At 65.4% G+C, this 25,732-nt stretch carries 27 protein-coding genes; 17 read left to right on the top strand and 10 right to left on the bottom strand.

The window, feature by feature from the left end; all coding sequences use genetic code 11:
• Positions 1-112 precede the first annotated feature (112 nt).
• From ACZ1A1_RS07950 to ACZ1A1_RS07930, 5 genes are all read left to right on the top strand, one after another.
• Positions 113-775: a dihydrofolate reductase gene (locus ACZ1A1_RS07950; protein WP_463619443.1), complete on the top strand. Its 663-nt coding sequence runs from the start codon at positions 113-115 to the stop codon at positions 773-775.
• Positions 776-997: 222 nt separating this feature from the next.
• Entirely contained in the window at positions 998-2,119 is a 1,122-nt protein-coding gene (gene hflK, locus ACZ1A1_RS07945) for an FtsH protease activity modulator HflK (RefSeq protein ID WP_463619442.1), read from the top strand.
• Positions 2,119-3,060 (top strand): protease modulator HflC, encoded by a 942-nt coding sequence (gene hflC / locus ACZ1A1_RS07940; protein ID WP_463619441.1) that lies wholly within the window; start codon positions 2,119-2,121, stop codon positions 3,058-3,060. The genes hflK and hflC overlap by 1 nt, the downstream gene beginning before the upstream one ends.
• Positions 3,061-3,068: 8 nt before the next feature.
• Entirely contained in the window at positions 3,069-3,257 is a 189-nt protein-coding gene (locus ACZ1A1_RS07935; protein WP_313192813.1) for a DUF2065 domain-containing protein, read from the top strand.
• Positions 3,258-3,384: 127 nt separating this feature from the next.
• Positions 3,385-4,905: a DegQ family serine endoprotease gene (locus tag ACZ1A1_RS07930; protein ID WP_463619440.1), complete on the top strand. Its 1,521-nt coding sequence runs from the start codon at positions 3,385-3,387 to the stop codon at positions 4,903-4,905.
• 233 nt (positions 4,906-5,138) lie between these two features.
• Here the strand turns inward: ACZ1A1_RS07930 and serB are convergent, their stop codons facing one another.
• On the bottom strand, positions 5,139-6,032 hold the full coding sequence (serB, locus tag ACZ1A1_RS07925) for a phosphoserine phosphatase SerB (RefSeq protein WP_463619439.1): 894 nt from the start codon (positions 6,030-6,032) through the stop codon (positions 5,139-5,141).
• On the opposite strand from serB, the gene miaA reads away from it, so the two are divergent.
• Positions 6,031-6,945, top strand: a complete 915-nt coding sequence (miaA, locus tag ACZ1A1_RS07920) for a tRNA (adenosine(37)-N6)-dimethylallyltransferase MiaA (protein WP_463619438.1) — start codon at positions 6,031-6,033, stop codon at positions 6,943-6,945. The genes serB and miaA overlap by 2 nt on opposite strands.
• Here miaA and ACZ1A1_RS07915 read toward each other — a convergent pair.
• Positions 6,923-8,977 (bottom strand): ATP-binding protein, encoded by a 2,055-nt coding sequence (locus ACZ1A1_RS07915; RefSeq protein ID WP_463619437.1) that lies wholly within the window; start codon positions 8,975-8,977, stop codon positions 6,923-6,925. The genes miaA and ACZ1A1_RS07915 overlap by 23 nt on opposite strands.
• 343 nt (positions 8,978-9,320) lie before the next feature.
• Here ACZ1A1_RS07915 and ACZ1A1_RS07910 point away from each other — a divergent pair, with 343 nt between their 5' ends.
• Both ACZ1A1_RS07910 and ilvN read left to right on the top strand, forming a co-directional pair.
• Positions 9,321-11,099, top strand: a complete 1,779-nt coding sequence (locus ACZ1A1_RS07910) for an acetolactate synthase 3 large subunit (protein ID WP_463619436.1) — start codon at positions 9,321-9,323, stop codon at positions 11,097-11,099.
• A gap of 17 nt (positions 11,100-11,116) precedes the next feature.
• Positions 11,117-11,689 (top strand): acetolactate synthase small subunit, encoded by a 573-nt coding sequence (ilvN, locus tag ACZ1A1_RS07905; RefSeq protein ID WP_119256055.1) that lies wholly within the window; start codon positions 11,117-11,119, stop codon positions 11,687-11,689.
• 74 nt (positions 11,690-11,763) lie between these two features.
• Here the strand turns inward: ilvN and ACZ1A1_RS07900 are convergent, their stop codons facing one another.
• Entirely contained in the window at positions 11,764-12,609 is an 846-nt protein-coding gene (locus ACZ1A1_RS07900) for an aldo/keto reductase (protein ID WP_463619435.1), read from the bottom strand.
• A gap of 120 nt (positions 12,610-12,729) precedes the next feature.
• Between ACZ1A1_RS07900 and ACZ1A1_RS07895 the strand changes: the two genes are divergently transcribed.
• From ACZ1A1_RS07895 to ACZ1A1_RS07880, 4 genes are all read left to right on the top strand, one after another.
• On the top strand, positions 12,730-13,323 hold the full coding sequence (locus ACZ1A1_RS07895) for a LysE family translocator (RefSeq protein ID WP_313192820.1): 594 nt from the start codon (positions 12,730-12,732) through the stop codon (positions 13,321-13,323).
• Between the two features lie 92 nt (positions 13,324-13,415).
• A complete protein-coding gene (gene nthA, locus ACZ1A1_RS07890) occupies positions 13,416-13,991 on the top strand; it encodes a nitrile hydratase subunit alpha (RefSeq protein WP_463619543.1) in 576 nt (191 codons plus the stop codon).
• On the top strand, positions 13,988-14,647 hold the full coding sequence (nthB, locus tag ACZ1A1_RS07885) for a nitrile hydratase subunit beta (RefSeq protein ID WP_463619434.1): 660 nt from the start codon (positions 13,988-13,990) through the stop codon (positions 14,645-14,647). The genes nthA and nthB overlap by 4 nt, the downstream gene beginning before the upstream one ends.
• Entirely contained in the window at positions 14,634-14,993 is a 360-nt protein-coding gene (locus tag ACZ1A1_RS07880; protein WP_463619433.1) for a nitrile hydratase accessory protein, read from the top strand. The genes nthB and ACZ1A1_RS07880 overlap by 14 nt, the downstream gene beginning before the upstream one ends.
• Here ACZ1A1_RS07880 and ACZ1A1_RS07875 read toward each other — a convergent pair.
• On the bottom strand, positions 14,990-16,081 hold the full coding sequence (locus ACZ1A1_RS07875; protein ID WP_463619432.1) for an AbrB family transcriptional regulator: 1,092 nt from the start codon (positions 16,079-16,081) through the stop codon (positions 14,990-14,992). The two genes, ACZ1A1_RS07880 and ACZ1A1_RS07875, sit on opposite strands and share 4 nt — an antisense overlap.
• Positions 16,082-16,224: 143 nt before the next feature.
• On the opposite strand from ACZ1A1_RS07875, the gene ACZ1A1_RS07870 reads away from it, so the two are divergent.
• Entirely contained in the window at positions 16,225-17,352 is a 1,128-nt protein-coding gene (locus ACZ1A1_RS07870; protein ID WP_463619431.1) for an ATP-dependent DNA helicase, read from the top strand.
• A gap of 76 nt (positions 17,353-17,428) precedes the next feature.
• Here the strand turns inward: ACZ1A1_RS07870 and ACZ1A1_RS07865 are convergent, their stop codons facing one another.
• Both ACZ1A1_RS07865 and ACZ1A1_RS07860 read right to left on the bottom strand, forming a co-directional pair.
• Complete coding sequence (locus tag ACZ1A1_RS07865) at positions 17,429-18,106, bottom strand: MerR family transcriptional regulator (RefSeq protein ID WP_409529989.1); 678 nt, start codon at positions 18,104-18,106, stop codon at positions 17,429-17,431.
• 327 nt (positions 18,107-18,433) lie between these two features.
• Positions 18,434-19,504 carry a hypothetical protein gene (locus tag ACZ1A1_RS07860; protein ID WP_313192826.1) on the bottom strand — a complete coding sequence of 357 codons (1,071 nt, stop codon included), beginning with the start codon at positions 19,502-19,504 and terminating at the stop codon, positions 18,434-18,436.
• 237 nt (positions 19,505-19,741) lie between these two features.
• Between ACZ1A1_RS07860 and ACZ1A1_RS07855 the strand changes: the two genes are divergently transcribed.
• Entirely contained in the window at positions 19,742-20,494 is a 753-nt protein-coding gene (locus tag ACZ1A1_RS07855) for a pyridoxine 5'-phosphate synthase (protein WP_415213534.1), read from the top strand.
• Between the two features lie 37 nt (positions 20,495-20,531).
• Here the strand turns inward: ACZ1A1_RS07855 and ACZ1A1_RS07850 are convergent, their stop codons facing one another.
• Positions 20,532-21,419, bottom strand: coding sequence for an SDR family oxidoreductase (locus tag ACZ1A1_RS07850; RefSeq protein ID WP_463619430.1), 888 nt, complete (start codon positions 21,417-21,419; stop codon positions 20,532-20,534).
• A gap of 146 nt (positions 21,420-21,565) precedes the next feature.
• Between ACZ1A1_RS07850 and ACZ1A1_RS07845 the strand changes: the two genes are divergently transcribed.
• Complete coding sequence (locus tag ACZ1A1_RS07845) at positions 21,566-21,973, top strand: winged helix-turn-helix transcriptional regulator (protein ID WP_313192829.1); 408 nt, start codon at positions 21,566-21,568, stop codon at positions 21,971-21,973.
• A 34-nt stretch (positions 21,974-22,007) separates the two neighbouring features.
• The gene (locus ACZ1A1_RS07840; RefSeq protein ID WP_463619429.1) at positions 22,008-23,246 is read left to right on the top strand and encodes an FAD-dependent oxidoreductase; all 1,239 of its coding nucleotides are present in this window, start codon (positions 22,008-22,010) and stop codon (positions 23,244-23,246) included.
• Between the two features lie 59 nt (positions 23,247-23,305).
• Here ACZ1A1_RS07840 and ACZ1A1_RS07835 read toward each other — a convergent pair whose 3' ends face one another.
• The 3 genes from ACZ1A1_RS07835 to ACZ1A1_RS07825 all read right to left on the bottom strand — a co-directional run bounded on the left by ACZ1A1_RS07835 (position 23,306) and on the right by ACZ1A1_RS07825 (position 24,628).
• A complete protein-coding gene (locus ACZ1A1_RS07835; protein ID WP_313192831.1) occupies positions 23,306-23,515 on the bottom strand; it encodes a cold-shock protein in 210 nt (69 codons plus the stop codon).
• Between the two features lie 270 nt (positions 23,516-23,785).
• Entirely contained in the window at positions 23,786-24,091 is a 306-nt protein-coding gene (locus ACZ1A1_RS07830; protein ID WP_463619427.1) for a hypothetical protein, read from the bottom strand.
• Positions 24,092-24,247: 156 nt separating this feature from the next.
• On the bottom strand, positions 24,248-24,628 hold the full coding sequence (locus ACZ1A1_RS07825; protein WP_463619426.1) for a BRA0787 family protein: 381 nt from the start codon (positions 24,626-24,628) through the stop codon (positions 24,248-24,250).
• A 403-nt stretch (positions 24,629-25,031) separates the two neighbouring features.
• Here ACZ1A1_RS07825 and ACZ1A1_RS07820 point away from each other — a divergent pair, with 403 nt between their 5' ends.
• Positions 25,032-25,679: a TetR/AcrR family transcriptional regulator C-terminal domain-containing protein gene (locus ACZ1A1_RS07820; RefSeq protein ID WP_463619425.1), complete on the top strand. Its 648-nt coding sequence runs from the start codon at positions 25,032-25,034 to the stop codon at positions 25,677-25,679.
• The last annotated feature ends 53 nt before the right edge of the window (positions 25,680-25,732 follow it).

Raw genomic sequence — 25,732 nt, 5'->3', positions numbered from 1 at the left:
GGGGGAGAGGTTGTCCTAATGGGCCTTATCTGTCATGAGGATCGCCCATTGCACCTGATGTGCCTCAAGAGCTTGATGGGTCGAGTTTGTGTCTAGTAAGCATCGCGCTAAAATGCCATCCGCAGTTTCAATTGTGGCGCGCAGCTATCCCGACCGTATTATTGGCATCGAGAATAGGTTGCCTTGGCACCTTGGTACCGACCTAAAGAATTTTAAAGCACTCACTCAAGGGCATGCCATTATCATGGGGCGCAAGACTTTCGAGTCTTTGGGGCGGCCTCTACCGAATCGAGTGAATATTGTTCTGTCGCGATCCCCGGTAGAGGATACCGAAAAGGTTAAGTGGGCTAGAGACCCCGAAACGGCTTTGTTGCTTGCTGATTTTTATTCTATATGCATGGGAAAAAATCAGTTTTTCATAATTGGTGGCGAGAATATTTATCAAATTTTTGATACTTATATCAATAAGATATTCCTTACTGATGTAAATAGCGGCCCAATTAACGGAGATGCGAAATTTGACTTCGACTTCGGAGCGTCAGAGTGGTACTATCGCTACGAACGAGAGTTTCCCAAATCTTCAGTTGACGATTTTTCATTTCGTATATCGTACTTGGTACGGCGAAAGCCTGAGCACCGCCAACGTGTAATTACTGAGTTCATGGCTCGTAATCCGTTGTTTGAGGGGAATTGGAACAAGCTGCCATACCTTCAGTCCCCAGAACGAGAGCGAGAGCTCGAAACTGAGCAACTCAGTTTCATTGATAATCTCTAATCCGTGCGCTCGGTAAGGGCGCGATTAGCACTCGATCACGAACTATTTTGCCGCACGGGCGCGCAACGCGCCGCGGATTTGTTGAAAGGTGCCCGAGGGATACCTATAACGGGTTCACCTAGCGTTGCGCGGCGAAACAATCCGCGAAATGCTCAGAACAAGCGATGGCGCGTTTTCGCATCCACGGAAGCGCGCCAAGGGGATGCAAAGAAAGAGGTATTGATGCCCTGGAGCAATCAGAACGGCGGCGGCGGCCCTTGGGGCGGCGGCGGCGGAAACAATCAGGGGCCATGGGGGCAGGGACCGAACCGCCCCCGCGGCGGCGGCGGTGGCGGTAATGGCGGCCCGCCGGACCTCGAGGAGATCATCCGGCGTGGCCAGGACCAGCTTAAGAACGTCATGCCCGGCGGCTTCAACGGCGGCATCGTCGTTATCGCGCTGCTGCTCGTCGGCGTCTTCTGGCTGATGAATGCCATCTACACCGTCCAGCCGGACGAGCGCGGCGTCGAGCTGCGCTTCGGCAAGCCCAAGCAGGAAGTCTCCATGCCGGGTCTGCATTTCCATTTCTGGCCCTTCGAGACCGTCGAGCTCGTCAAGATCACCGAGCAGCAGCAGAATATCGGCCGCCGCGCGGCCTCGGCGAATTCCGACAAGTCCGGCCTGATGCTGACGGGCGACCAGAACATCGTCAACGTCCAGTTCTCGGTGCTCTATTCGGTCACCGACCCGCAGGCCTATCTGTTCAACCTCGAATATCCGGCCGAGACGCTGCAGCAGGTCGCCGAAAGCGCCATGCGTGAAGTCGTCGGCCGCCGTCCGGCGCAGGACATCTTCCGCGACAACCGCCAGGCGATCGCCGAGGGCGTGAAGTCCACCATCCAGGCGACCATGGACGCCTATGGCGCCGGCATCTCGATCAACACCGTTGCCATCGAGGATGCGGCTCCGCCGCGCGAAGTGGCCGATGCGTTCGACGAGGTGCAGCGCGCCGAGCAGGACGAAGACCGTTTCGTCGAGGAAGCCAACCAGTACGCCAACCAGAAGCTCGGTCTTGCCCGCGGTCAGTCCGCGCAGATCCGCGAAGAGGCGGCCGCCTACAAGGACCGCGTCGTCAAGGAAGCGGAAGGTGAGGCGGCACGCTTCCTGTCCGTCTACGAGCAGTACAAGGCCGCTCCCGACGTCACGCGCAAGCGTCTCTTCCTCGAAACCATGGAAGGCGTGATGAAGAACTCCAAGAAGGTCATCATCGACGAGAAGCAGGGCGGACAGGGTGTCGTTCCCTTCCTTCCCCTCAACGAACTCGGCCGGGCGACCGGCCAGCAGCAGGTAGGAGGCACGCAGTGATGGGCAACCGCGTACCGGCAATCCTGATCGCCATCGGCGTTCTTCTCTTCATCGCCTATTCGTCGGTGTTCGTCGTCAACGAGCGCCAGCAGGCCATCGTGCTGCGCTTCGGCCAGATCAAGGACGTCAAGACAGAGCCCGGCCTCTACTTCAAGCTGCCCTTCGGCTTCATGGATGCCGACAGCGTCCAGTACATCCAGGACCAGGCGCTGCGCTTCGACCTCGACGACATCCGCGTCCAGGTCTCGGGCGGCAAGTTCTATGAGGTCGATGCCTTCGTGGTCTACAAGATCACCGATGCCCGCCGCTTCCGTGAAGCGGTCTCGGGTGATCGCGAATCAGCGGAAGCGCGCCTGCGTACCCGTCTCGACGCGGCCCTGCGCCGGGTCTACGGTCTGCGCGGCTTCGAATCCGCGCTGTCGGAAGAGCGCGCCTCGATGATGCGCGAAGTCCGCGGCGAGCTGACGAACGACGCTTCGAACCTCGGCCTCACCATCTCCGATGTCCGTATCCGCCGCACCGACCTCACGCAGGAGGTCTCGCAGCAGACCTACGACCGCATGAAGGCCGAGCGCCTGGCGGAAGCCGAACTCATCCGCGCCCGCGGTAATGAGGAAGGCCAGCGCCGCCGCGCCATCGCCGACCGCCAGGTCGTCGAACTGGTTGCCGCGGCACAGCGCGATTCGGAAATCCTGCGAGGCGAGGGCGAAGGCGAGCGCAACCGCGTCTTCGGCCAGGCCTTCTCGCAGGATCCGGTCTTCTTCGACTTCTACCGGTCGATGAGCGCCTACCGCGATTCGATGGGCTCTTCGGACACGACGCTCGTCCTGTCGCCGCAGTCGGAGTTCTTCCGCTACTTCGAGGATGCCGCCGGCAGCAAGCCTGCCTCGGGCACCGGCGCTGCGACCGGCACGGCAACGACGCCGTCGACGGCGAACTGAGAACGCGCGTGTCCGATTTCCTGACGGGGATCGCGTTCTTCCTGATCATCGAGGGGCTGGTGTACGCACTGGCCCCTTCGGTTTTGAGGCGCATGGCGCAAATGCTGCCGCAGATCCCGGAGAACCAGCTTCGCACCTCCGGGCTCGTCGCCGTCGCGCTCGGCGTCGTGATGGTATGGTTCATCCGCGGGGCGTGAAAGCCGCCCTTGCGGCCCGTGGCCAATGCAGGCAAGACTTCACGGCAAATCATCGCGGCCGACTGATTTTCGCCTTATGGCGGGCAAAGACTGGCCGCGACCCAGCAGACGAAAGAGGATGCCGAACATGGCTTTGAAGACCAGGTCCAACGTAGCCCATGCGGCACTCGCGCTCGCGGTGAGCCTTTCGCTCGGCGCAGGGCCGCTCGCCGTTCCGGCAAGGGCCGAGGTAAAGCCCGCGGGCCCCGAATCCGTCGCCGATCTCGCCGAGGGCCTGCTCGACGCGGTGGTCAACATCTCCACCTCGCAGAACGTCAAGAGCGACGACAAGGCGCCCATGCCGCAGGTGCCGGAAGGCTCGCCCTTCCAGGATTTCTTCGACGAGTTCTTCAAGGGCGAGGACGGCTCGAACCAGCCCCAGACGGTCAATTCGCTGGGGTCCGGCTTCGTGATCGACCCCAAGGGCTTCATCGCCACCAACAACCACGTCATCGAGGGCGCCGACGACATCGAGGTGAACTTCGCCAACGGCTCCAAGCTGAAGGCCAAGCTGGTCGGCACGGACCCGAAGACCGACCTTGCGCTCCTCAAGGTGGAGCCGAAGGCGCCGCTGAAGGCCGTGCCGTTCGGCGATTCCCGCACCATGCGCATCGGTGACTGGGTGATGGCGATCGGCAATCCGTTCGGCCTCGGTGGCTCGGTGACCGTCGGCATCATTTCCGCGCGCGGCCGCAACATCAATGCCGGCCCCTACGACAACTTCATCCAGACGGACGCCGCCATCAACCGCGGCAATTCCGGCGGTCCGCTGTTCAACATGAAGGGCGAGGTCATCGGCATCAACACGGCGATCATCTCGCCGTCGGGCGGCTCGATCGGCATCGGCTTCTCCGTGCCGACGGAACTTGCCGAGAACATCTTCCTGCAGCTTCGCGACTATGGCGAGACGCGCCGCGGCTGGCTCGGCGTGCGCATCCAGCCGGTCACCGACGACATCGCCGGAAGCCTCGGCATGACGGAGACCAAGGGGGCGCTGGTCGCCGGCGTCATCAAGGGCGGGCCGGTCGACAACGGCTCGATCATGACGGGCGACGTCATCGTCCGCTTCGACGGCAAGGACGTGCACGAGATGCGCGACCTGCCGCGCGTCGTCGCCGAAAGCCCGGTGGGCAAGGCGGTCGACGTCGTGCTTCTGCGCGGCGGCAAGGAGATGACCGTCAAGATCACGCTCGGCCGCCTGGAAGACGGGGAAAAGCAGGCGGATCCCGCCGACGAGGCGACGCCGGACGAGGGCACGACCGAGGAGGGAACGGCCCCCGATACCGAGGAGCAGGCGCTGCCGAAGAACATCGAGACCGTTCTCGGCATGGGCATCGGCGATCTCGACGAGGATGCGCGCAAGACCTTCAACATCGTCGAAAGCGTCAAGGGCGTGGTGATCACCGAGGTCGCACCGGGCTCGGCCGCCGCCGAGCGCGGCATCGTGCCGGGCGACGTGATCGTCGAGGTCGGCCAGGAGACCGTCACGACGGCGGAAGAGGTCAAGAGCCGTGTCGCCAAGCTGAAGTCGGAAGACCGCCGCAATGTGCTGATGATGGTCTCCAACCGCAGCGGCGCGCTGCGCTATATCACGGTGCGTATCGACTGACGGAAAGCCGAGTCCCGTCAGGGGTTTGGCGGTGGATGTGAAGAGTGTGATTCAGGTATGGGGCGGCCCCTCATCCGGCCTGCCGGCCACCTTCTCCCCGCAAGCGGGGAGAAGGAGCATAGTGGCGAGGCCTTGCCTCTATCGGTGTCCGTCATTCTGGAAAACGGTGCGGCATTCTCCTTCTCCCCGCTTGCGGGGAGAAGGTCGCGGCAGCGGGATGATGGGCTTTCCCTTTAGATCGCCGTCACGAAATCCGATTTGCGGTAGCCCTGCAGATAGAGAAGCGCGGTGAGGTCGCCGTGGTCGATGCGGATCTTCGCTTCGGCCGCGACGGCGGGCTTGGCGTGCAGCGCGACGCCGGTGCCGGAAAGGTGCAGCATGCCGAGGTCGTTGGCCCCGTCGCCGACGGCCATGGCCTCCTCGGGCGAAATGCCGAGGCGCTCGGAAATGTCGACCAGCGCATCCACCTTGGCCTGCTTGCCGAGGATCGGCTCGGCGACCTCGCCCGTGAGCCTGCCGTCGGCATCGAGCAGGATGTTGGCGCGGTTCTCGTCGAAGCCGAGCGTTTCGGCGATGCGGCTGGTGAAGACGGTGAAGCCGCCGGAGACGAGGGCGGTGTAATGGCCCTTCGCCTTCATGGTCGCGATGAGCTCGCGCCCGCCGGGCGTCAGCGTGATGCGCTTCTCGATCACCTCGCCGATGACGGAGACCGGCAGGCCCTTCAGCAGCGCGACGCGCTCGCGAAGGGCGGGCTCGAAGGCGATCTCGCCGTTCATGGCGCGGGCGGTGATGGCGGCGACCTTGTCCTTCAGGCCGACTTCCGCCGCCAGCTCGTCGATGCATTCCTGGCCGATCATGGTCGAATCCATGTCGGCGATCAGCAGCTTCTTGCGCCGCGTCTCGGCCTCCTGCACGGCAAGGTCGATGGGCGCGCCGGCGATGGCCGCGAGGATCGTGTCGCGGGCGGCGTGGATGTCGCTGCCGTCGCGCAGCGCGATATCGCAGGCGATGCCGTCGGCGAGCCAGTAGAGGCCGGACGCCTTGACCGCGTCGGCGGCCTTTTCGGCGATGGCGGGCGTCAGAACAGGATTTGACGGATTGGCGACAAGCGTGGCAACGAAAGCCATGATGAGAAACCTTGATCGAATGCGGGACGCGATCCTGATAACGGGCCCGACGGCGAGCGGCAAGTCCGCGCTTGCCGTGCGGCTTGCGGCCGAGCACAGCGGCGTCGTGGTCAATGCGGACAGCATGCAGGTCTACGACACGCTGAATGTGCTGACGGCCCGCCCTCAGCCGGACGACATGGGCGGCATCGAGCACCGGCTCTACGGCCATGTGCCGGCGGGCGCGGCCTATTCCACCGGCGATTGGCTGCGCGAGGCGGCGGCCCTTGTCGGCGAATTGCGGGAGCGGGGGAAGCTTCCCGTCTTCGTGGGCGGCACGGGCCTTTATTTCCGCGCGCTGACCGGCGGCCTTTCCGACATGCCGGTCATTTCCGATGACGTGCGCGAGCGCCTGCGCGCCCGGCTTGCGGCGGAAGGGGCCGAGGCGCTGCACAAGGAATTGGCGGAGCGCGACGGGGAAACGGCCCGGCGTCTCATGCCGGGGGACGGACAGCGCATCCTGCGGGCGCTCGAAGTGCTGGAGACGACCGGCCGGTCGATTGCCCATTTCCAGGCGGCGGCGGGGCCGGCGGTGATCGACGCCGCGCGGGCGGAGAAGATCGTCGTTCTGCCGGACCGCGCGGTGCTTGCCGCCCGCATCGACCGGCGTTTTGGCGAGATGCTGAAAACGGGGGCGGTGGAGGAGGTGAAGGCGCTGCTGGCGCTTAAGCTTTCGCCCGCCATGCCGGTGATGAAGGCGATCGGCGTGCCGCAGATCGCGGCCATGCTGGCCGGCGGGATGAGCGAGGCGCAGGTCATCGAGCGCGGTGCGGCGGCGACACGGCAATATGCAAAGCGCCAGATGACCTGGTTCCGCAACCAGCTCGACGAGAGCTGGCGGCGGATCGATCCTAGCGCCGGATCAGGCTGCTGAGCGGCTTCTTGAGAAGCTGTTCGCGGATGGAACCCTCGCGGCGCGGCTCCTGCTGCTCGCCGAAGGCGGGGCGCTGCGGCTGGCGATAGGGATCGGCGGCGGGGCGCTGCGGCTCGGCCAGTTCCCGGCGGATGGCGTCGAACCGCTCCTGCGGCGAGGGCTCGTAGACGCTGCCCGCGCCGGGGAGCATGTCGGGCCGGTAGGGCTCGGGCGGCGGCGCGGCGGCCGGGCGGGCGGGCGCCGCGGCCTGGAGCGTCTCGATATAGTCTTCCTCGTCCTCGTAGGGTGCGTCTTCGTAGCCCGTCGGCAGCGTGGCGCCCTGGCCCTGCGAGGCGAGATAGGCATTCTGGAAGTTGGATATGTCCGGGCCGGAGACCGCGCGCATGCGGGCGACGATCGACCGGAGGTCGACGCTTTGCGGGGTCTCCTCGCTGGTCTTCACGCCGGAGCTGCCGGCCTTCGGCAGGCGGTTCGATTCCACGCGGGAAAAGCGCATGCGCATCGGCACCGCCACGGCCTCGCCGAAGGCGATGGCCTCGCCGTTGCCGATGGAGGAAATGAAGCTCGTCGTCGAGGACGACGTGTTGGGAATCGCCGAGCGGATGATCTCCTGGTCGTGCTCGTTGGCAAGGCGCATGGCGAAGATCGTCGAGCACTGGGAAAGGATGGTCGGGTCGAGTTCGCCGGGGCGCTGGGTGATGATGCCGAGCGACACGCCGTATTTGCGGCCTTCCTTGGCGATGCGGGCGATGGCCTGGCGGGTCGGGGCGAAGCCGAGCCTCGGGTCGGCCGGCACGTAGCGGTGCGCTTCCTCGCAGACGACCAGCATGTGCACGCCGCCATTGCTCCACAGGCCGATCTCGAAGGCCATGCGGCAGAGCACCGAGGCGACGGAATTGACGACTTCCGACGGGATGCCGGCAAGCTGGAAGGTCGTCACCGGCTTGCCTTCGCCGGGAATGCGGAAGATGCGGGCGATGGTGTCGAGGATCGTGTCGGTGATCGTGTTCGAGGAGAACATGAAATGGTAGCGCGGGTCGTTGATCGCCGACATGATCTTGACTTTGAGCGAGCGCAGGTGCGGCTTCTCCGCCCGGCCTTCGAGACGGCCGATGCGCTCGTCGACGAGCGCCAGCAGGTCGGCGATGCGGAAGGGCACCGGCGTATCGGCGGTGATCGAGCTCTTCTCGCTCGCGCGGCGCATCACGCCGCTCTCGTTCGAGCCGCGGAAGGCGCGCTTGGCCTCGGGAATGAGGTCGCGCAGGATATCCATCTCCTCCGGTACCGGCGGGCGGCCGCGGAAGATGACCTCGGCCAGCTCCTCGAGCCGGAACAGCCAGAAGGGCAGGTCCAGCGTGTCGGTGTCGATGACGACGGCAAGGTCGCCGAAGGCGGAGGCGAATTCGTTGTGCGGATCGAGGATCAGCACGCGCAGGCTCGGGTCGGCCTGGATCGCCTTGTGCAAGAGCAGCGTCACGGAGGTGGACTTGCCGACGCCGGTTGTACCGACGATGGCGAAGTGCTTCTCCAGCATGGAGGGCACGTGGATCGTCGCGTCGAGGCTCTCGTCCTGTGTCAGCTTGCCGATGACGCACACGTCGTTCTTGCCCGTGTCGTAGACCTTGGCGAGGTCGGAGGCGCGGATGCGGTGCGCGATGGCGCCGAGATAGGGATAGTCGCTGATGCCGGCGGAGAATTCCTCGCGGCCGTCCGCGCTGACATTCACCTCGCCCAGAAGCTCGACCTCGATGCGGAAGACCGTGTCGCGGTCATCGACCCAGCTCTGCTGGTCGGTGGCCATGGAATAGACGAGGGCGACGACGCGATTGCGTCCGACGGAAATGGAGATGAGGCGTCCGACGGACCACAATTCCGTCAGCGCCGTCTCGCCACTCTCGGCCACGGCGCTGATCGTCGCGCGCGAGCCGTTGCAGGCGACGACGCGGCCGAGCAGGCGGTTTCCCGGCGACAGCCCGTCGCGGCGATCCTGCTCGCCGGCCGTCAGAGAGGTCTGGAAATCATTGTTCAGCACGCCCGGCGCTCCTTGCCACCAACCGCAAGCCTATCGAATGCCGCTTAATAAGACGTTTCGGGTTGAACCAGCCGTTTGAGGGGCTTTTGCAGCCGGGATGGAAGGTGTGCCGTAGCGAAACGGACCGAAAGGCGTTGACGCGCCTTTGCTTTGTGTCTAACAATCCGCCCCATGAAAAATCTGACGGCTATCATTCTTGTGGTGGGAAGGCGCATGGGCAGGGTGGTGTAACCACCCGGCGAAAGCACCCATGCGCGGTAAGCAGGCTCCTCCAGGGGCCTTTTTTTATGCCCAGAAATTCGATAATCACCCCGAAATGCGAAAAGAGACGGACGGAAATCCGATGAGCGGAACAGAAAACCAGATGACGGGCGCCGAAATTGTCTTGCAGGCCCTGAAAGACAATGGCGTTGAACATATCTTCGGCTATCCGGGCGGCGCCGTCCTGCCGATCTATGACGAGATCTTCCAGCAGGAAGACATCGAGCACATCCTCGTGCGCCACGAGCAGGGCGCCGGCCACATGGCCGAAGGCTATGCCCGCTCCACCGGCAAGGTCGGCGTCATGCTCGTCACCTCAGGCCCCGGCGCGACCAATGCCGTCACGCCGCTGCAGGACGCCCTGATGGATTCCATCCCGCTCGTCTGCCTCACCGGCCAGGTTCCGACCACGCTCATCGGTTCGGATGCCTTCCAGGAATGCGACACGGTCGGCATCACGCGCCCCTGCACCAAGCACAACTGGCTGGTCAAGGACGTCAACGAGCTGGCCCGCACCATCCATGAGGCGTTCCGCGTCGCGCAGTCCGGCCGCCCGGGTCCCGTCGTCGTCGATATCCCGAAGGACGTCCAGTTCGCGACCGGCACCTATACGCCGCCGTCCGACGCGCCCATCCAGAAGAGCTACCAGCCGAAGGTCCAGGGTGATGCCAACCAGATCGCGGCCGCCGTCAGCCTGATGAAATCCGCCCGCCGGCCGATCATCTATTCCGGCGGCGGCGTCGTGAATTCCGGCCCGGAAGCCTCGCGCCTCTTGCGCGAGCTGGTCGAGATCACGGGCTTCCCGATCACGTCCACGCTGATGGGCCTCGGCGCCTATCCGGCTTCCGGCAAGAACTGGCTCGGCATGCTGGGCATGCACGGTTCCTATGAAGCCAACATGGCGATGCACGATTGCGACGTCATGGTCTGCATCGGCGCGCGCTTCGACGACCGCATCACCGGCCGCCTCAACGCCTTCTCGCCGAACTCGAAGAAGATCCATATCGACATCGACCCATCCTCGATCAACAAGAACGTCCGCGTCGACGTTCCGATCGTCGGCGATGTCGGCAATATCCTGGAAGACATGGTCCGCCAGTGGCGGGCGAGCGCGAAGGACTACGACAAGGCGGTCCAGGCCGACTGGTGGACGTCCATCGCCAAATGGCGGGCGCGCAATTCCTTCGCCTATACGCCGAGCCCCGACGTCATCATGCCGCAATATGCGATCCAGCGGCTCTACGAGCTGACCAAGGACCGAGACACCTACATCACGACGGAAGTCGGCCAGCACCAGATGTGGGCGGCGCAGTTCTACGGCTTCGAGCAGCCGAACCGCTGGATGACCTCGGGCGGCCTCGGCACGATGGGCTACGGCTTCCCGGCGGCCATCGGCGTGCAGGTCGCGCATCGCGACAGCCTCGTCATCGACATTGCCGGCGACGCCTCGATCCAGATGTGCATCCAGGAAATGAGCTGTGCCGTGCAGTATAACCTGCCGGTCAAGATCTTCATCCTGAACAACCAGTATATGGGCATGGTGCGCCAGTGGCAGCAGCTGCTGCACGGCAACCGCCTGTCGAATTCCTATACGGAAGCCATGCCCGACTTCGTCAAGCTGGCGGAAGCCTATGGCGGCGTCGGCATCGCCTGCGACAAGCCGGCCGATCTTGATGCGGCCATCCAGGAGATGATCGACGTCAAGCGTCCCGTCATCTTCGACTGCCGCGTTGCGAATCTCGCGAACTGCTTCCCGATGATCCCCTCGGGCAAGGCGCATAACGAAATGCTGCTACCCGACGAGGCCACGGACGAAGCGGTCGCCAATGCGATCGACGCCAAGGGCCGCCAGCTCGTTTGATATAAGGTAGAGAACCCATGAACGCACACCTTCAGCCCACGGGCTCCGCCTATTTCATCGCCAAGGAAACGCAGGTCGCCGAGAGCCATACGCTCTCGGTGCTCGTCGACAACGAGCCGGGCGTCCTTGCCCGCGTCATCGGCCTGTTCTCCGGCCGTGGCTACAATATCGAGAGCCTGACGGTTTCCGAGACCGAGCACGAGGCGCATCTTTCGCGCATCACCATCGTCACGCGCGGCACGCCGGGCGTGCTGGAGCAGATCAAGTCGCAGCTCGAGCGCATCGTGCCGGTCCATCGCGTGGTCGACCTTACCGTCCGCGCCAAGGTGCTCGGCCAGGAACGGCCCATCGAGCGCGAGGTGGCGCTGGTGAAGGTCGTCGGTTCCGGCGAGATGCGGCAGGAGACGCTGCGCCTCGCCGACGCCTTCCACGCCAAGGTCGTCGATGCGACGACGGAGCATTTCATCCTGGAGATCACCGGCAAGTCCTCCAAGATCGACCAGTTCGTGGCGATCATGAAGCCCCTCGGCCTCGTGGAAGTCTGCCGCACCGGCATCGCCGCGATGAACCGCGGCCCGCAGGGGATGTGAGCTGTCGAAAGACAGCAAAGAAGTGACTGGAAAATACGAAGGGCTTTCCGTCTTGGCGGAAAGCCCTTTTCTGTTCAGATCATCTCCAGCGGCCGCTTGCGCGTCGGGGGCGGGAAGGCTTCGTCGAGGAGGCGGAGGTCTTCCGAGGTCAGGCGGATCTCGGAGGCCTTGAAATTCTCGCGCACCCGGTCCGGCGAGCCGGACTTCGGGATGGCGATGACATTCGCCCGCGTCAGCAGGAAGGCGAGGGCGACCTGGGCGCTGGTCGCATTGTGGATGCGGCCGATCTCCTCCAGTGCGGGATGGCCGATCAGCCGGCCCTCGTCGAGCGGCGAATAGGCCATGAGCGGGATGCCCTGCACCTGGCTCCAGCGCAGGAGATCGTATTCGATGCCGCGGCGGGCGAGATTGTAGAGGATCTGGTTGGCGGCGGGCCGGGCCGGCTCGGCGGCGCCGAGCAGTTCCCTCATGTCCGGCTCGTCGAAATTGGAAACGCCCCAGGCGCCGATCTTGCCCGCGGCCTTCAGCCCCTCGAAGGCCTCGACCGTCTCCGCCAGCGGATGGCGGCCGCGCCAGTGAAGGAGATAAAGGTCGATATGGTCTGTGCCGAGCCGCTTCAGGCTCGCCTCGCAGGCCGCGACGGTGCCGGCGCGGCTGGCATTGTAGGGCAGCACCTTGCTGACGAGGAAGACCTCGTCGCGCCGGCCGCCGATCGCGTCGCCGACCACCTCTTCGGCCCCGCCGTCGGCATACATTTCCGCCGTGTCGATCACCGTCATGCCGAGGTCGAGGCCGGCCCTGAGGCTTGCGGCCTCCTCGGCGCGAGAGGCTTCGCCTTCCCCCATGTGCCAGGTGCCGAGGCCGAGCGCCGGCACCTGCCGACCGCCGGGGAGGGTAACTGCCGGTAGTTCCGCTTTCATCTTGCGCTCCGCGAACAATGGGCCGCCAGCCGGAATTGTCTCAATGACAAGAATTGGCTGGCCGTCACCAAGAGATGGACTATCAATCGGAAAAAACAATCCGGATCACAAGAGTCTGCCATGCAGATCGAAATCTTTCTGGCGCTGCTCGTCTTCGCCTTCACGACCTCCATCACCCCCGGCCCCAACAACATGATGCTCTTCGCCTCGGGCGTGAACTTCGGCTTCGTCCGGACGATCCCGCATATGTGCGGCATCGGCGTCGGCTTCCTCGTGCTGCTGCTGGCCGTCGGCTTCGGCCTCGGCGCGCTGCTGGAGACGGTGCCGCTCGTCTATACGGTCCTGAAATTCGCCGGCGGGGCCTATCTCGTCTGGATCGCCTGGAAGATCGGCACCTCGCGCAGCCTCGGCGAAAGCGCGGGCGCAACCCGGCCGATGAGCTTCCTCGAGGCCGCCGCCTTCCAGTGGGTCAATCCCAAGGCCTGGGTCATGGCCGTCTCCGCCATGGCGACCTATACGAATGCCGCGAACTACACGATGAGCGTGCTCGTCGTCGGCCTTGCCTTCGCCATCGTCAATTTCCCGAGCGTTTCCACCTGGGCCGGCTTCGGCTCGGCGCTGCGCCAGTGGCTGTCCGATCCCGTGCGGCTGAAATGGTTCAATGTCACGATGGCGCTCCTGCTCGTCGCAAGCCTCTGGCCGATGCTGCGCTGACGGCATAAGGTCGGGGCAAAGCCGGAGGGACTTTCGTGTCGCACGACCACGATCACGACGACCATCACCATCACGACAACCATTTTTCGCCGATGGAAGCGCGCGTGCGCGCGCTGGAGACCATCCTGACGCAAAAGGGGCTGATCGATCCCAAGGCCATTGACGTCATCGTCGAGACCTACGAGACGAAGATCGGTCCGCGCAACGGCGCGCGTGTCGTCGCCAGGGCCTGGGCGGAGCCCGACTTTGCCGAGTGGCTGAGGCGGGACGCCACGGCGGCCATCGCCAGCCTCGGCTATACCGGCCGGCAGGGCGAGCATATGCGGGCGGTGTTCAACGATGCCGAGACGCACAATCTCGTCGTCTGCACGCTCTGCTCCTGCTATCCGTGGTCCGTGCTCGGCCTGCCGCCCGTCTGGTACAAGGCGCCGGCCTACCGGTCGCGCGCGGTCATGGACCCGCGCGGCGTGCTGGAGGAATTCGGCGTGGCGCTGCCGGCTGGCAGGAAAATCCGCGTCTGGGATTCCACCGCGGAGCTGCGCTACCTCGTCGTGCCCGAGCGGCCGGTGGGAACAGAAGGGCTCGACCAGGAGGCGCTGGCCGATCTCGTCACGCGCGATTCGATGATCGGCACAGGGCTGGCGCTGCCGCCGGAGGCGCGGCCATGAACGGGCCGCACGATCTCGGCGGCCTGCACGGCTTCGGCCCCGTCGCGCCGGAACCGGGCGAGCCCTGTTTCCATGCCGAATGGGAAAAGCGGGCGCTCGGCGTGACGCTCTCCTGCGGCGCCTTCGGCGCCTGGAGCATCGACGAGAGCCGCCATGCGCGGGAAAGCATCCCGCCGGCCACCTACCTTTCGGCAAGCTATTACGAGATCTGGATCCGCGCGCTGGAAACGCTCCTTGAGCGGCACGGCTTCGTCAGCGCCGCCGAGCTTGCTGAAGGGCGGATGCTGGATAAGGGAGCGGAGCCGAAGCGCGTTCTCAAGGCGGAGATGGTGCCGGCGGTGCTTGCGAGGGGCGGGCCCTGCGACCGCCCGCTCGACACTATGCCGCGCTTTGCCGCCGGCGCGCGCGTGCGCACCCGCAACCTCAATCCGCCGACGCATACCCGCCTGCCGCGCTACGCCCGCGACAAGGTGGGCATGGTGGAGGCCGTGCAGGGCTCCTTCGTCTTCCCGGACGATAGCGCCCACGGCAGGGGCGAGAATCCGCAGTGGGTCTATACCGTCGTCTTCGACGGCGCGGAAATCTGGGGCGAGGGGGCCGAGCCCGGCCTGACGGTCTCGATCGATGCCTGGGAGAGCTATCTTGAGCCGGTGTGAGACGCCGATCGATTCGCCCGGCCTGCCGCGCTCGGCCGAGGGCGATCCGGTCTTTGCCGAGCCGTGGCAGGCGCAGGCCTTCGCGATGACCGTCCGCCTGCACGAGCAGGGTGTCTTCACTTGGGCGGAATGGGCGGAGGCGCTGTCGCGCGAGGTGCATCGCCCGGGCCGCGCCGCCGATGGCGCGGATTATTTCGACTGCTGGGTGGCGGCACTGTCCGTGCTGCTTTCCGAGCGGGGTGTTGCGAGCGAGGGGGAACAGGCCGCGCTTTCGGATCGCTGGGCCCGCGCGGCCGAGGCGACGTCGCACGGCGAGCCCATCCTGCTCGAAAACGCGCCAGCTTAAGCGCGATCCGCGACGAAGCGGGCGAGCCACGGGCCGATCAGCGTCACGAGGATCAGCCGCGCCGTCTGCAAGGTCATGACGAAGGCTATGTCGACCTTGCTCGAAGCGGCGATGACGGCGATGGAATCGAGGCCGCCCGGGCTGGTCGCAAGATAGGCGGTCAGCGGATCGACGCCGAGGACGAGGATCAGGAGGCCGGCAAGCAGGCCGGAAAAGCTGATCAGCGCGATGATCGAGACGACCGTCGGCAGCAGCGCGCGGCGGGCGTGCAGCAGGATCGCCCGGGTGAAGCCGAGGCCGATGTTCCAGCCGAGCAGCGTGAAGGCGGCGACGAGCAGCCATTGCGGCAGGACGATCGTCACCGTGCCCGCCGAATTCAGCACCGAGGCGAGGGCGAAGGGAACGAGGAAGGCGCCGGCCGGGATGCGCAGCCGCTGGCCGATGACGCCCGCGAGAACGCCGATGACCAGCATGGCGGCGAGCGGCAGCAGGGGCACGGGCTCGAACCAGGCATGGGGCGGCCCCGCCGCGCCGTCATGGCCGCCGAAATGGGCGACGAGGGTCGCGAAGCTCGCGACGAAGACCACGCGTAGATACTGCATGAAGGCGACGAGGCGGATATCCGCCCCATAGGCTTCCGCCATCACCATCATGGTCGAGGCGGCGCCGGCGGAGGAGCCCCAGATCGCCGTCGTGCCGGGCAGGATGCCGGTGCGGGCGATCAGCCAGCCCGACAGCGTGCTGACGCCGATGACGGAGAGGACGACCAGCAGCATGAGCGGCCAGTTCTGCGCAAAGGTGCCGACGAAATCCTCGGACACCATGGTCGCGATCATCAGCGCGAGCACGACCTGCACGACGAAGAAGAAGATGCGGGGCAGGCGGGTCGTGCCGCCGCAAAGCGCAACGACGATGCCGGCGAGCATCGGCCCCATCAGCAGCGCTGCCGGGAAGCCCGCCGCCTCGAGCGGCACGGTGGCCGCCACCGAAAGGATGGCGACAAGGCCCCATTGCAGGGCCGCAGGAAGCCGGCCGAAGCCGGGATGCGGAGTGGGACTGTCGTTCGGGGTGCGGGAGGCGGGGGGCAAATCATCGCTCCGGAAGTTGCGCCCTGAATATCGCGTCGGCGGGCCGGCGAACAGGGCCAAATAAAGGGGGATGCGATTTCTCCGCGGTCCCCGGAGGGGCGTTGCCTCTTGCCTCGCCGCCGCGAATCCTGCCAAGTCCCGGCATGGAATTCGCACCTCAACAGGATGAAGCGCTGAAGGCCGTCGCGCGGTGGCTGAAGGAAGGGCGCGAGTCGCTGTTCCGGCTGTTCGGCTATGCCGGCACCGGGAAGACCACGCTTGCCCGGCATTTCGCCGAGAATGTCGACGGCGAGGTGCTGTTCGCCGCCTTCACCGGCAAGGCGGCGCAGGTGCTGCGCTCCAAGGGCGCGACGAACGCCAAGACCATCCATTCGCTGATCTACCGCCCGCGCGGCGAGGAGGAGGTCTCCGACGAGGAGACCGGCAAGACGTCGATCTCGCCGATGTTCTCGATCAACCGCCAGAGCCCGGTCGCCAAGGCCGCGCTCGTGGTCGTCGACGAGTGCTCCATGGTGGACGAGGCGCTCGGGCGCGACCTGATGAGCTTCGGCACGCCGATCCTCGTGCTCGGCGATCCCGGCCAGCTGCCGCCCGTCTCCGGCGGCGGCTATTTCACCAACCAGGAACCGGATTACCTGCTGACGGAAATCCACCGGCAGGCGCGCGACAACCCGATCATCCAGCTCGCCATGCAGGTGCGCGAGGGCAGGGACATCGCCTATGGCGACTATGGCGCGGCGCGCGTCATCGGGCGGGGCGAGGTCGACCAGGCGCTGGTGCTCGACGCCGACCAGGTGCTCGTCGGCACCAACCGCACGCGGCGGCGCTACAACCAGCGGCTCCGCGAGCTCAAGGGCTTCACCACCGACTATCCGCAGTCCGGCGACAAGCTGGTGTGCCTGCGCAACGACCCGGCCAAGGGACTTCTCAACGGCTCGCTGTGGCAGGTCATGAGCTCGTCCAAGGAGACGGTGAAGCCCGGCATCAACCTGATGATCCGGCCGGAAGACGACGACATGGATCGCGGCGCGGCGAAGATCAAGCTACTCAAGGCGGCCTTCGAGAATCTCGACGAGGAGATCCCTTGGTCGACGCGCAAGCGCTACGACGAGTTCGATTTCGGCTATGCGCTGACCGTGCACAAGGCGCAGGGCTCGCAGTGGAACAATGTCGTGCTGTTCGACGAGAGTTTTGCCTTCCGCGACACGCGCGAACGCTGGCTCTACACTGCCATTACGCGCGCCGCGGAAACGCTCACCGTCGTGCGGTAGCCAGAACCCCACGACGGACCGCTTTTCAGGAAGCGGATGAAGGGCCGGTCGTCATGTCCGGCCGCTTACGCCGGCCTCAGTGGCCGACGATCCCCAGCATGACCGCCTTGGCGACGGCCTGGAAACGGTTGTTGCTGCCGAACTTGGCGATAATGTTCTTTTCCATCACCTGCACCTCGCCGGGCTCGATTTCGAGCGCGCGGGCGATACGGCTGGTGGGATAGCCTTCCGCCATCAGGGCAAGACAGCGCAGCTCCACCGGCGTCAGGTGTGCCCGCGGGATGTTGTCGTTGGTCTCGACTTCCAGCGCGCCGGTGAAATCGAGCAGTTCGTTGATCTGCTGCATCTGGCGGCGGATCGTCGATTGCTGGGCGGCGAGCTCGCGCTTGCGCGCCATCATGGCGGTGCGGAAGATGCCGTCGGCTTCCTCCTGGCTTGCGGCGGCGGCCAGCCGCTCCAGGAGTTCCTGGATCACGGCGACGGGCATTCCCGTCTCGCGGCAGGTGTTGACCACGGCCATCTGCTGGATCTCCTCGGGGCCGTAGACCCGCATCGGCCCGACGCGGGCTGCCGTCAGCAGGCCCTTTTCCTCGTAGAAATGCAGCGTGCGATGGGTGACGCCGAAGGCATTGGCCATGTCGGCAATGGCAAGCCGGCCTTCCGGCAGGTTCTCCGGCAGGGGCGCGACGGGCAGGAAGCGGATGGGCTTGCGCCCGCCCGATCGGGCGCCGGCTTTCTTCGACTCACTCGTCATCATGAAAGCGGCCCACGAAAAAGAAGATCGGTCATGTATTTACCCCCGGTCGCCGGCACGAGGCCAGCTTCCCTGTGAAGGCTGGATGTCGAGACGGCGGATAGTATCCTTCACCGCTTACGCCTTGCCGGCCTGTGCGCTCCGGCAAGCATATGCGATCTGCTCCGGTTCCCGATCCCTGTTTGTGCAGCGAATGGATTCGGGACCGTCGAACCGGGCGGTAAACACTACCATTCCGCCCATTGTTCTAAAATACGTCTGCGGTGCCGATATGCATATCGCTATATCTAGGGATGTGTTTTTTCGCGCGGTTGTAGAGCGCCGATCCTATCGCGTCAGCGCGGTTCCTGACCCGGGCGTTTCCGTCGCGTCGGCCAGCGCTTCCGGCGGCAGCAGCGGGCAGGCGGGGCTTGCGCCGGGATAGGGCACGCCCTGCGGCGGCGCCTTCGCCTCGCGCGCGAGGCATTCCATGATGTCGCTGGCGGTGCCGCTGCGCAGCGCATGGCGATAGAGCGGCCCGCTCGCCGAAAGGGCGCGCGCCACGAAGCCGACGGCTTCGAAGGCGACGCCCGCCTCGCTGCGCAACTGCTCGCTGGAAAAATGGCGGGCGAAGACCGTCGCGCCGGACTGCTCGTGGATGAGCCGCGCATAGACGCCGCGGCCATCCGGGCCGTTCTCGATCCGGATGGCGTAGGAGAGCGCGTGGGATTCGTCGGGCGCATGCGTTTCGATCAGGCGCACGGTCTTGTGGTAGGCGGCGGCATCGGCCACGGCGCGGGCGAGGGTGTTGCAATCGCCCCCGGCGGGCCAGCATTGCAGGATATGCAGATGCGGCAGGTCCTGCGTCCTGCCGGCCAGCTTCGACTGCATGACGAGCGTGAACTGCGCTTTCGCGATCGCCGCATCGGTCTGGTCGGGATAGGCGAAGGGCGCCAGGAAGACCAGCGGCAGCAGCGAGAGGAGCGCCAGCGGCGAGGAGACGGGCGCGGGAATCCACGGCCGGCGCGGCTTCGGCGGCTGGCTGGCGGCGCGGGCCGTCGAAACCTCCCGCTTCTCGCGGAGCAGATATTCCGGCACGTAGCTGCCGAGCGGCACGCGGATGCGCAGGCAATCCGAGGCGCCCTCTGTCTCGTAATACTGGTCCAGCAGCTTGCGCAGCTTGCCGGCCTGCACGCGCACCAGCGGATCGTTTCCGGCATCGAAGCCGGAGGTCCGGCCGAAGACGTCGATGCCGATGCTGTAGCCCTTCAACTGGGCCGCCTTGCCGGAAAGCTCGTTCTGGACGATGTAGGCGAGGAAGGAGCGCAGCCGCTCGGAGCGGGCGAAGGTCTCGCTGGTCAGGACAGCATCAAGGGCGGACCGCACGCGCTCGCATGCCGGCCTGTCGGTCGTGCTCATCGTGTTGCCACAGAGGAGACCATCGTCGCTGCCTGATATCCTTCCGTCCCCGCGCCGCAATGCGCGCCCTTCCTTAGATGGGGCGAGTTTATCGATGATTCTCGATCGACGGCAAGGGTCAAGCGCAGGCTGGCGAAGCGATTCTTCCGCAATGCCGGTTTGCGAGGCCGTTGCGGCGATTGCCCTTGCGGAAACAACAAGCTAGACGTTGATCCTTCAATGAGGAGCCCGCGTCCCATGCCTGCCAAGCTGTCGGTCAATCTCAACGCCATCGCCATGCTGCGCAACCGCCGGGACCTGCCCTGGCCGAGCGTCATCGATCTCGGCCGCATCGCGCTTGCGGCAGGGGCGAGCGGTCTGACCGTGCATCCCCGGCCGGACCAGCGCCATATCCGCTTCAGCGACCTCGCGCCGATTCGCACGCTCATCGACAGCGCGTTTCCGGAGGCGGAATTCAACATCGAGGGCTTTCCGGAAGACAATTTCATGCGCCTCGTCGAGGAGCATCGCCCCGAGCAGGTGACGCTGGTGCCGGACGATCCGTCGCAGGCGACCTCGGACCACGGCTGGGATTTCCGGAAAAACCGCGTCCTGCTCGGCGATATCGTCGGCCGGCTGAAGAGGCTGGGCCTGCGCGTGTCCGTCTTCGCCGACGGCACGCCGGACCGCGAGGCGCTGACGATCGCGAAAGAGGTCGGGGCCGACCGGATCGAGCTCTACACCGGCCCCTATGGCGGTTGCCACGACAATCCGGCCGAAGCGGCCCGGATCGTTGAAGAACTCGGCGAGACGGCGGACATCGCCTTCGAGCTCGGGCTCGGCGTCAATGCCGGCCATGACCTCACGGTCGCCAACCTGCCGGCGCTCGTCGCGCGTATTCCCCGTCTTGCGGAGGTTTCCATCGGCCATGGCCTGACGGCCGATGCGCTGGAATACGGCATGGCGGAAACGGTGCGGCGCTTCTGCCGCGCCTGCGGCCAGGATATCTGAGTGTACGGCGGCGCCCCGAGGGACGCCGCCTTGCCTGTCATCCGAGGAAGGCCGCCTTGCTGGCGGCGATGAAGTCTTCCAGCGACGTCGTCTTGCGGCCGGAGAGCGTCTCGGCATCCAAGGTGACCGTGGCGATCTTGCCTTCGCGCGTATTGGCATCGAAGGAGACCACGGTCGGGATGAAGCCTTCCGGCAGGCCGGCGGCCTTCAGGCCCTCGGCAAGCTGCGCATCGCTGACCTGCACGACCTTCAGCGGCTTTCCGGTCGCCGCGGAAACCAGCGCGGCGATCTCTTCCGCCGTGCGGCTCTTCGTGCCGGTCAGCGTATAGGTCCGGCTTTCGTTCCCAGCCTTCAGAAGCGCGCCGGCAAGGGCGGCGGCGGTGTCGGCGCGGGTGATATGGGCGATCCGGCCGGTGCCGGTCGAGGTGTACCAAGCGCCGGTCGCGAGCGCATGCGGCAGCGACTGGAAGAGGTTTTCCGCATACCAGCCGTCACGCAGGATCGTATAGGGGATGCCGGTCGCCTTGATCGCCTCTTCGGTGCCGAGATGGTCGGGGGCGAAGGTGACGAGCGAATCCTCCGGCTGCGGCATCGACGTATAGAGAATGTGCTTCACGCCGGCCTTCTTGGCCGCGGCGACGGCGGCCTTGTGCTGGACAAGGCGCTTGCCGGGTTCCATCAGCGCGTCGGTGGAGATGATCAGCACCTTGCCGGCCCCGGCGAAGGCCGCGTCGAGCGAAGCCGGATCGTCGAAATCCGCCGCGCGAACGGTCACGCCCCTTGCGGCATAATCTGCGAGTTTCGCCGGATCGCGCGTCGTGGCGACGATGCCGGCGGGGGCGACCTTGCCGGAGGCGAGGAGGTCGTCGAGGACGAGGCGGCCGAGCTGGCCGGAGGCGCCGGTAACGAGAAGCGTGTCGGTCATGTCTTTCCCTTTCTGGCAGGGCTGGCGAAAGGGCCTCATCCTGCTGCAAGTTGGTCTCTTATTGAGACTTGCTCTTATCTGGTAATCTGATAGAGCGTGTAAAGAAGGCAGTTTTTTCTGCGGTGGTTACCTGGAGGGAACCGGCTATGAACAGGATCGTCGACAGCACCGGGGGCGAGCGCGTCATCCTCATCGATGGCGTCGCCATGTCGATGGACGATTGTCCCGTCCGCGATGTGCTGGCCAGCGTCGGCGGCAAGTGGACCTCGCTGATGATCATCGGCCTTGCCGACGGGCCGCGCCGCTTCTCGCAACTTCGCCGCTTCATTCCCGACATTTCGCAGCGCATGCTGACCCAGACGCTGCGCGACCTGCAGCGCGACGGCTATCTCACGCGCACCGTCTATCCGACGCAGCCGCCGAGCGTCGAATATCAATTGACGCCGCTCGGGCACTCCTTCCTTGCGCTCCTGCGCTCCCTCGTGCAGTGGTCTACCGAGAACCATGCCGCGATAAGGGCCGCGCGGGCGGCCTACGACGCGGAACAGGCATGACGCTCCGGTAAGCCGGAGCCTGGCGGGGAAGGGCATGAAGCCACTGGATATCGGCATTGCCGGCGCGGGGCCCGCGGGGCTTGCGGCCGCGCTGTTTCTCGCCCGGGGCGGCCATCGGGTGGAGCTTATCGAACGGTTCGAGCGGCCGTCGCCGGTCGGTTCCGGCCTGTTGATGCAGCCGACGGGCCTCACCGTGCTGGATGCGCTCGGCCTTTCGCCGGCGATCCATGCCCTCGGCAACAGGATCGACCGGCTGCACGGCGCGGATGCGCGCAGCGGCCGCACCGTGCTCGACGTCCGCTACGATGCGCTGGCCGGCGGGCGCTATGGCCTTGCCGTCCATCGCGCCGCTCTCTTCTCGACATTGCACGATGCCGTCGCCGCCGAGGGCATTCCCATCCGCACCGGCATAACGCTGGCAAAGGCCGAGACGCGGCACGCCCGCACGGCGCTGCACGATGGCGAGGGCGAGATCGTCGGCGACTACGACCTGGTGATCGATGCGACCGGCGCGCGCTCGCAGCTTGCGGCGGATTCCATCGCCGCGCCGCGCGTGAGGGAACTGCCCTGGGGCGCCTTCTGGGCGACGCTCGATTGCGGAGGGATCGCACACGATCCGCGGGCGCTCAGCCAGCGCTACGATGCGGCGAAGGTGATGATCGGCGTCCTGCCCGTCGGCCGGGCGCATCCGGGCGAGGGCGACAAGGTCGCCTTCTTCTGGAGCCTGAAGACGGCGAATGCCGATGCGGTGAAGCAGGCGGGGCTCGACCGGTGGAAGGCCGCGATCGCCGATTACTGGCCCGAGGCCATGCCGTTCCTCGACCAGATCTCGGACTGGGACCAGTTGACGCTGGCGCGCTACGCGCACCGCACGATGCTGCCGCCCCATGCGGACGGTATCGTCTTCATCGGCGACAGCGCCCATTCGACCAGCCCGCAGCTCGGGCAGGGGGCGAACATGGCGCTGCTCGACGCGGCGACGCTGGCTCATGCCCTCTCGTCGGCGGCATCGCTGGACGAGGCGCTTGCCGCCTATGCCGATGCGCGGCGCGGCCATGTGCGGCTGTTCCAGCTTCTCTCCTATGTGTTCACGCCATTCTACCAGTCCGATTCGCGTTCGATCGCCTGGCTGCGCGACCGGCTGGTGGCGACGGTCGCGCGGATGCCGCCGGCGCCGCAGATCCTGGCAGCCATCGTTTCCGGCACGCTGGCCGATCCGTTCACGCGGGCCGGCCTTCAGGAATGCCGCTGGCCCGAGCTTCGGCTCGCCTGACGGCAAAAACAAAAAGGGCCGGTGAAACCGGCCCTTTCCGAATGCGGATTTCGCGAAGATCAGGCTGCGGACAGCTGATCGGCCGACATCTTGCCGGACTTGCGGTCGCGAACCAGCTCGAAGCTGACCTTCTGACCTTCGTTGAGGCCTGCGAGGCCTGCGCGCTGCACGGCGGAGATGTGGACGAATACGTCCGGTTCACCGCTGTCCTGCTGAATGAAGCCGTAGCCCTTGGTCGTGTTGAACCACTTTACGGTGCCAGTTGCCATGACGAAACCTTTCCTGAACCGTCAAATCAATCGTCGGTCGCCGGAGGCGACCATGGGTGGTCGAATTTGAAGGGAAGTTCGTCAAGGTGCAGGCGGTGGCCGGCAAATGCAGAAGTCAACGTTCAAATCGATGCGGGAGAAATAGGAGGTTCGATGGAAACGGTCAAGATCGTGTGCGCGTGCGAGCCACAGGCAAACCCGTAAAATTTGGAGCCACGGAATGGCAAAGGGGCCCGGCCTGCCGGCCGCGCCCCTTTCAAGTGCCGATGATCAATCGATTTCGATGAGATTGCGCTCGTCGCAATGGCGAACCCTGGTGCGGCGGCCGTTTTCGTCGAAGAGGACGCGCAGGTTCGTCGAGCAATAGGCGCCGCTCTTCGCGCTGATGGTGATGACCGGCTTCCGCTTGCGGGGAGGAACCGCGATATATTCGCCGCGGCCTTCATGATGCGTGCTGCTGGTGGTGTGTTGGCCGCCGCCGGCTGCGGCGCCGCCGCGGACCTGGGCGAAGGAAGGCGTTGCGATGGAGCCGAATACGGTGACGACAGCGAGGGAAACGAGGGTGATCTTGCGCATGTGGTTTTCTCCTTGGGTTGAAAGAGCGCTTCGTTTCGCTCTTGAACCGGATAGTCCCACGAGGCCGATGGCCGCGCTGTCACCCCGGGAACAGGGCGGCGGAAAGAAGAAAGGCCCCGGTTGCGGGGCCTTTCTCATCGGTTTCAAGCCGGCGTTTCAGGCCGGTCGCCGCTTGTCGACGCGGTGATGGTCGAGGAAGGCGGCGATCGCGGCCTCGCCGTAAAGGCGGCGCTGCTGCGTGAAGGATGTGGCGACGCGCGCGGCATCGCCGAAGGTGACGATCACCGCCTCCGCGCTCTCGGGCGCGCGGGCGAGGGTGTCGGTCACGATATCCGCCATGGTGCGCGGCAGGATATCGGTGCAGTCACGCATGCGTTCGAAAACGGTGCCGATGGGCACGATCTGGTCCTCGAAGATCACCATCGGTTCGGCGCGCTCGTCTTCCCAGGCATCGAGGGCCTCGAGGGCATTGCCGAAAAGTTGCTGCAGAGTGATGGGAGCATGTCCTTCGTGAAGGTCGGGCAGGAAATTCAACATTTTCTGTCTCCTTGGCGTAAGGGCGTTTCGCTTCGTACTCCTACTGAATTCCCGGGACGCAGGCTTGCCGGCGGGTCGGCGCAGGCCTCTGCTGCGTCGCGGGCCTCACAAATCTTAACAACGGGAAACGGATTGGGAAGCGAAAAATATTGTGCGCTTCCGCCCGCCCGACGGCCGAAGGTGGAGTTCTGTTTCAAAACAGCGACATAGCGGGAAGAATTTTTTTGTTCCCATTGTGCGTTGCAGCGATCCTGGCTCGCCGTCGCGCACGGCGAAATGGTGGATCCCACCCGCAAATCACTTCCTTTCGCTTCCGGCGAAGAAGGCTGTTGACCGAGGGAGGGGACATCGCTAGAACATGCCGAACCGTACGGTACGGTACGCATTTGAAGTGGACGACATCTTGCAGACGCTGGAACAGGGCAGGGCAGGCGCAGCCGCCGCGGGACTGACGGAACGTCAGGGCGCGGTGCTGGAGCGTGCGCTCGGCCTTCTGGTCGAGGGCGGCGAGCGGGCGCTGACGACGGCCGGTGTCGCGCGCGCGGCCAACTGTTCCAAGGAAAGCCTATACAAGTGGTTCGGCGACCGCGACGGGCTGATCTCCGCCATGATCACCTACCAGGCCGGCAAGGTGCGCACCGTCGAGGTCGATGCCGGCAAGCTGACGGCCGAAACGCTGCGCCAGAATCTCGTCGCCTTCGCGCGCGACCTGATCGATGTGCTTTCCGGCGATGTCTCGCTGGCGCTGAACCGCCTTGCCATCGGCCAGGCGAGCCGCGAGGGCGCCGGGCTCGGCCGCCTCTTGCAGGAGCGCGGCCGCCGGCAGATCGGCAAGCGCGCCGCAGCGCTGCTGGAGGCCGGCCGCAAGGCGAAGCTGCTTGCCTTCGACAGTGCAGACGAGGCATACGGCACGCTCTACGGCCTCATCGTCTCGGACATGCACCTGCGCATGCTTCTGGGAGAAGATGCCGCAGCGCTCAAAAAGGAATTCTCGCCGCGTGCGGAGAGGGCTGTCGAAGCCTTCCTGACGCTTCACGGTGCGAAAGGATAAGCCGGCAGGAAACCGCCGGTTCGGATCAAACAGACCAGCTAAGGGAAGGAACC

Source organism: Shinella sp. R2-11 (assembly GCF_055330205.1).
This window is presented reverse-complemented; position numbering and strand designations above follow the sequence as displayed.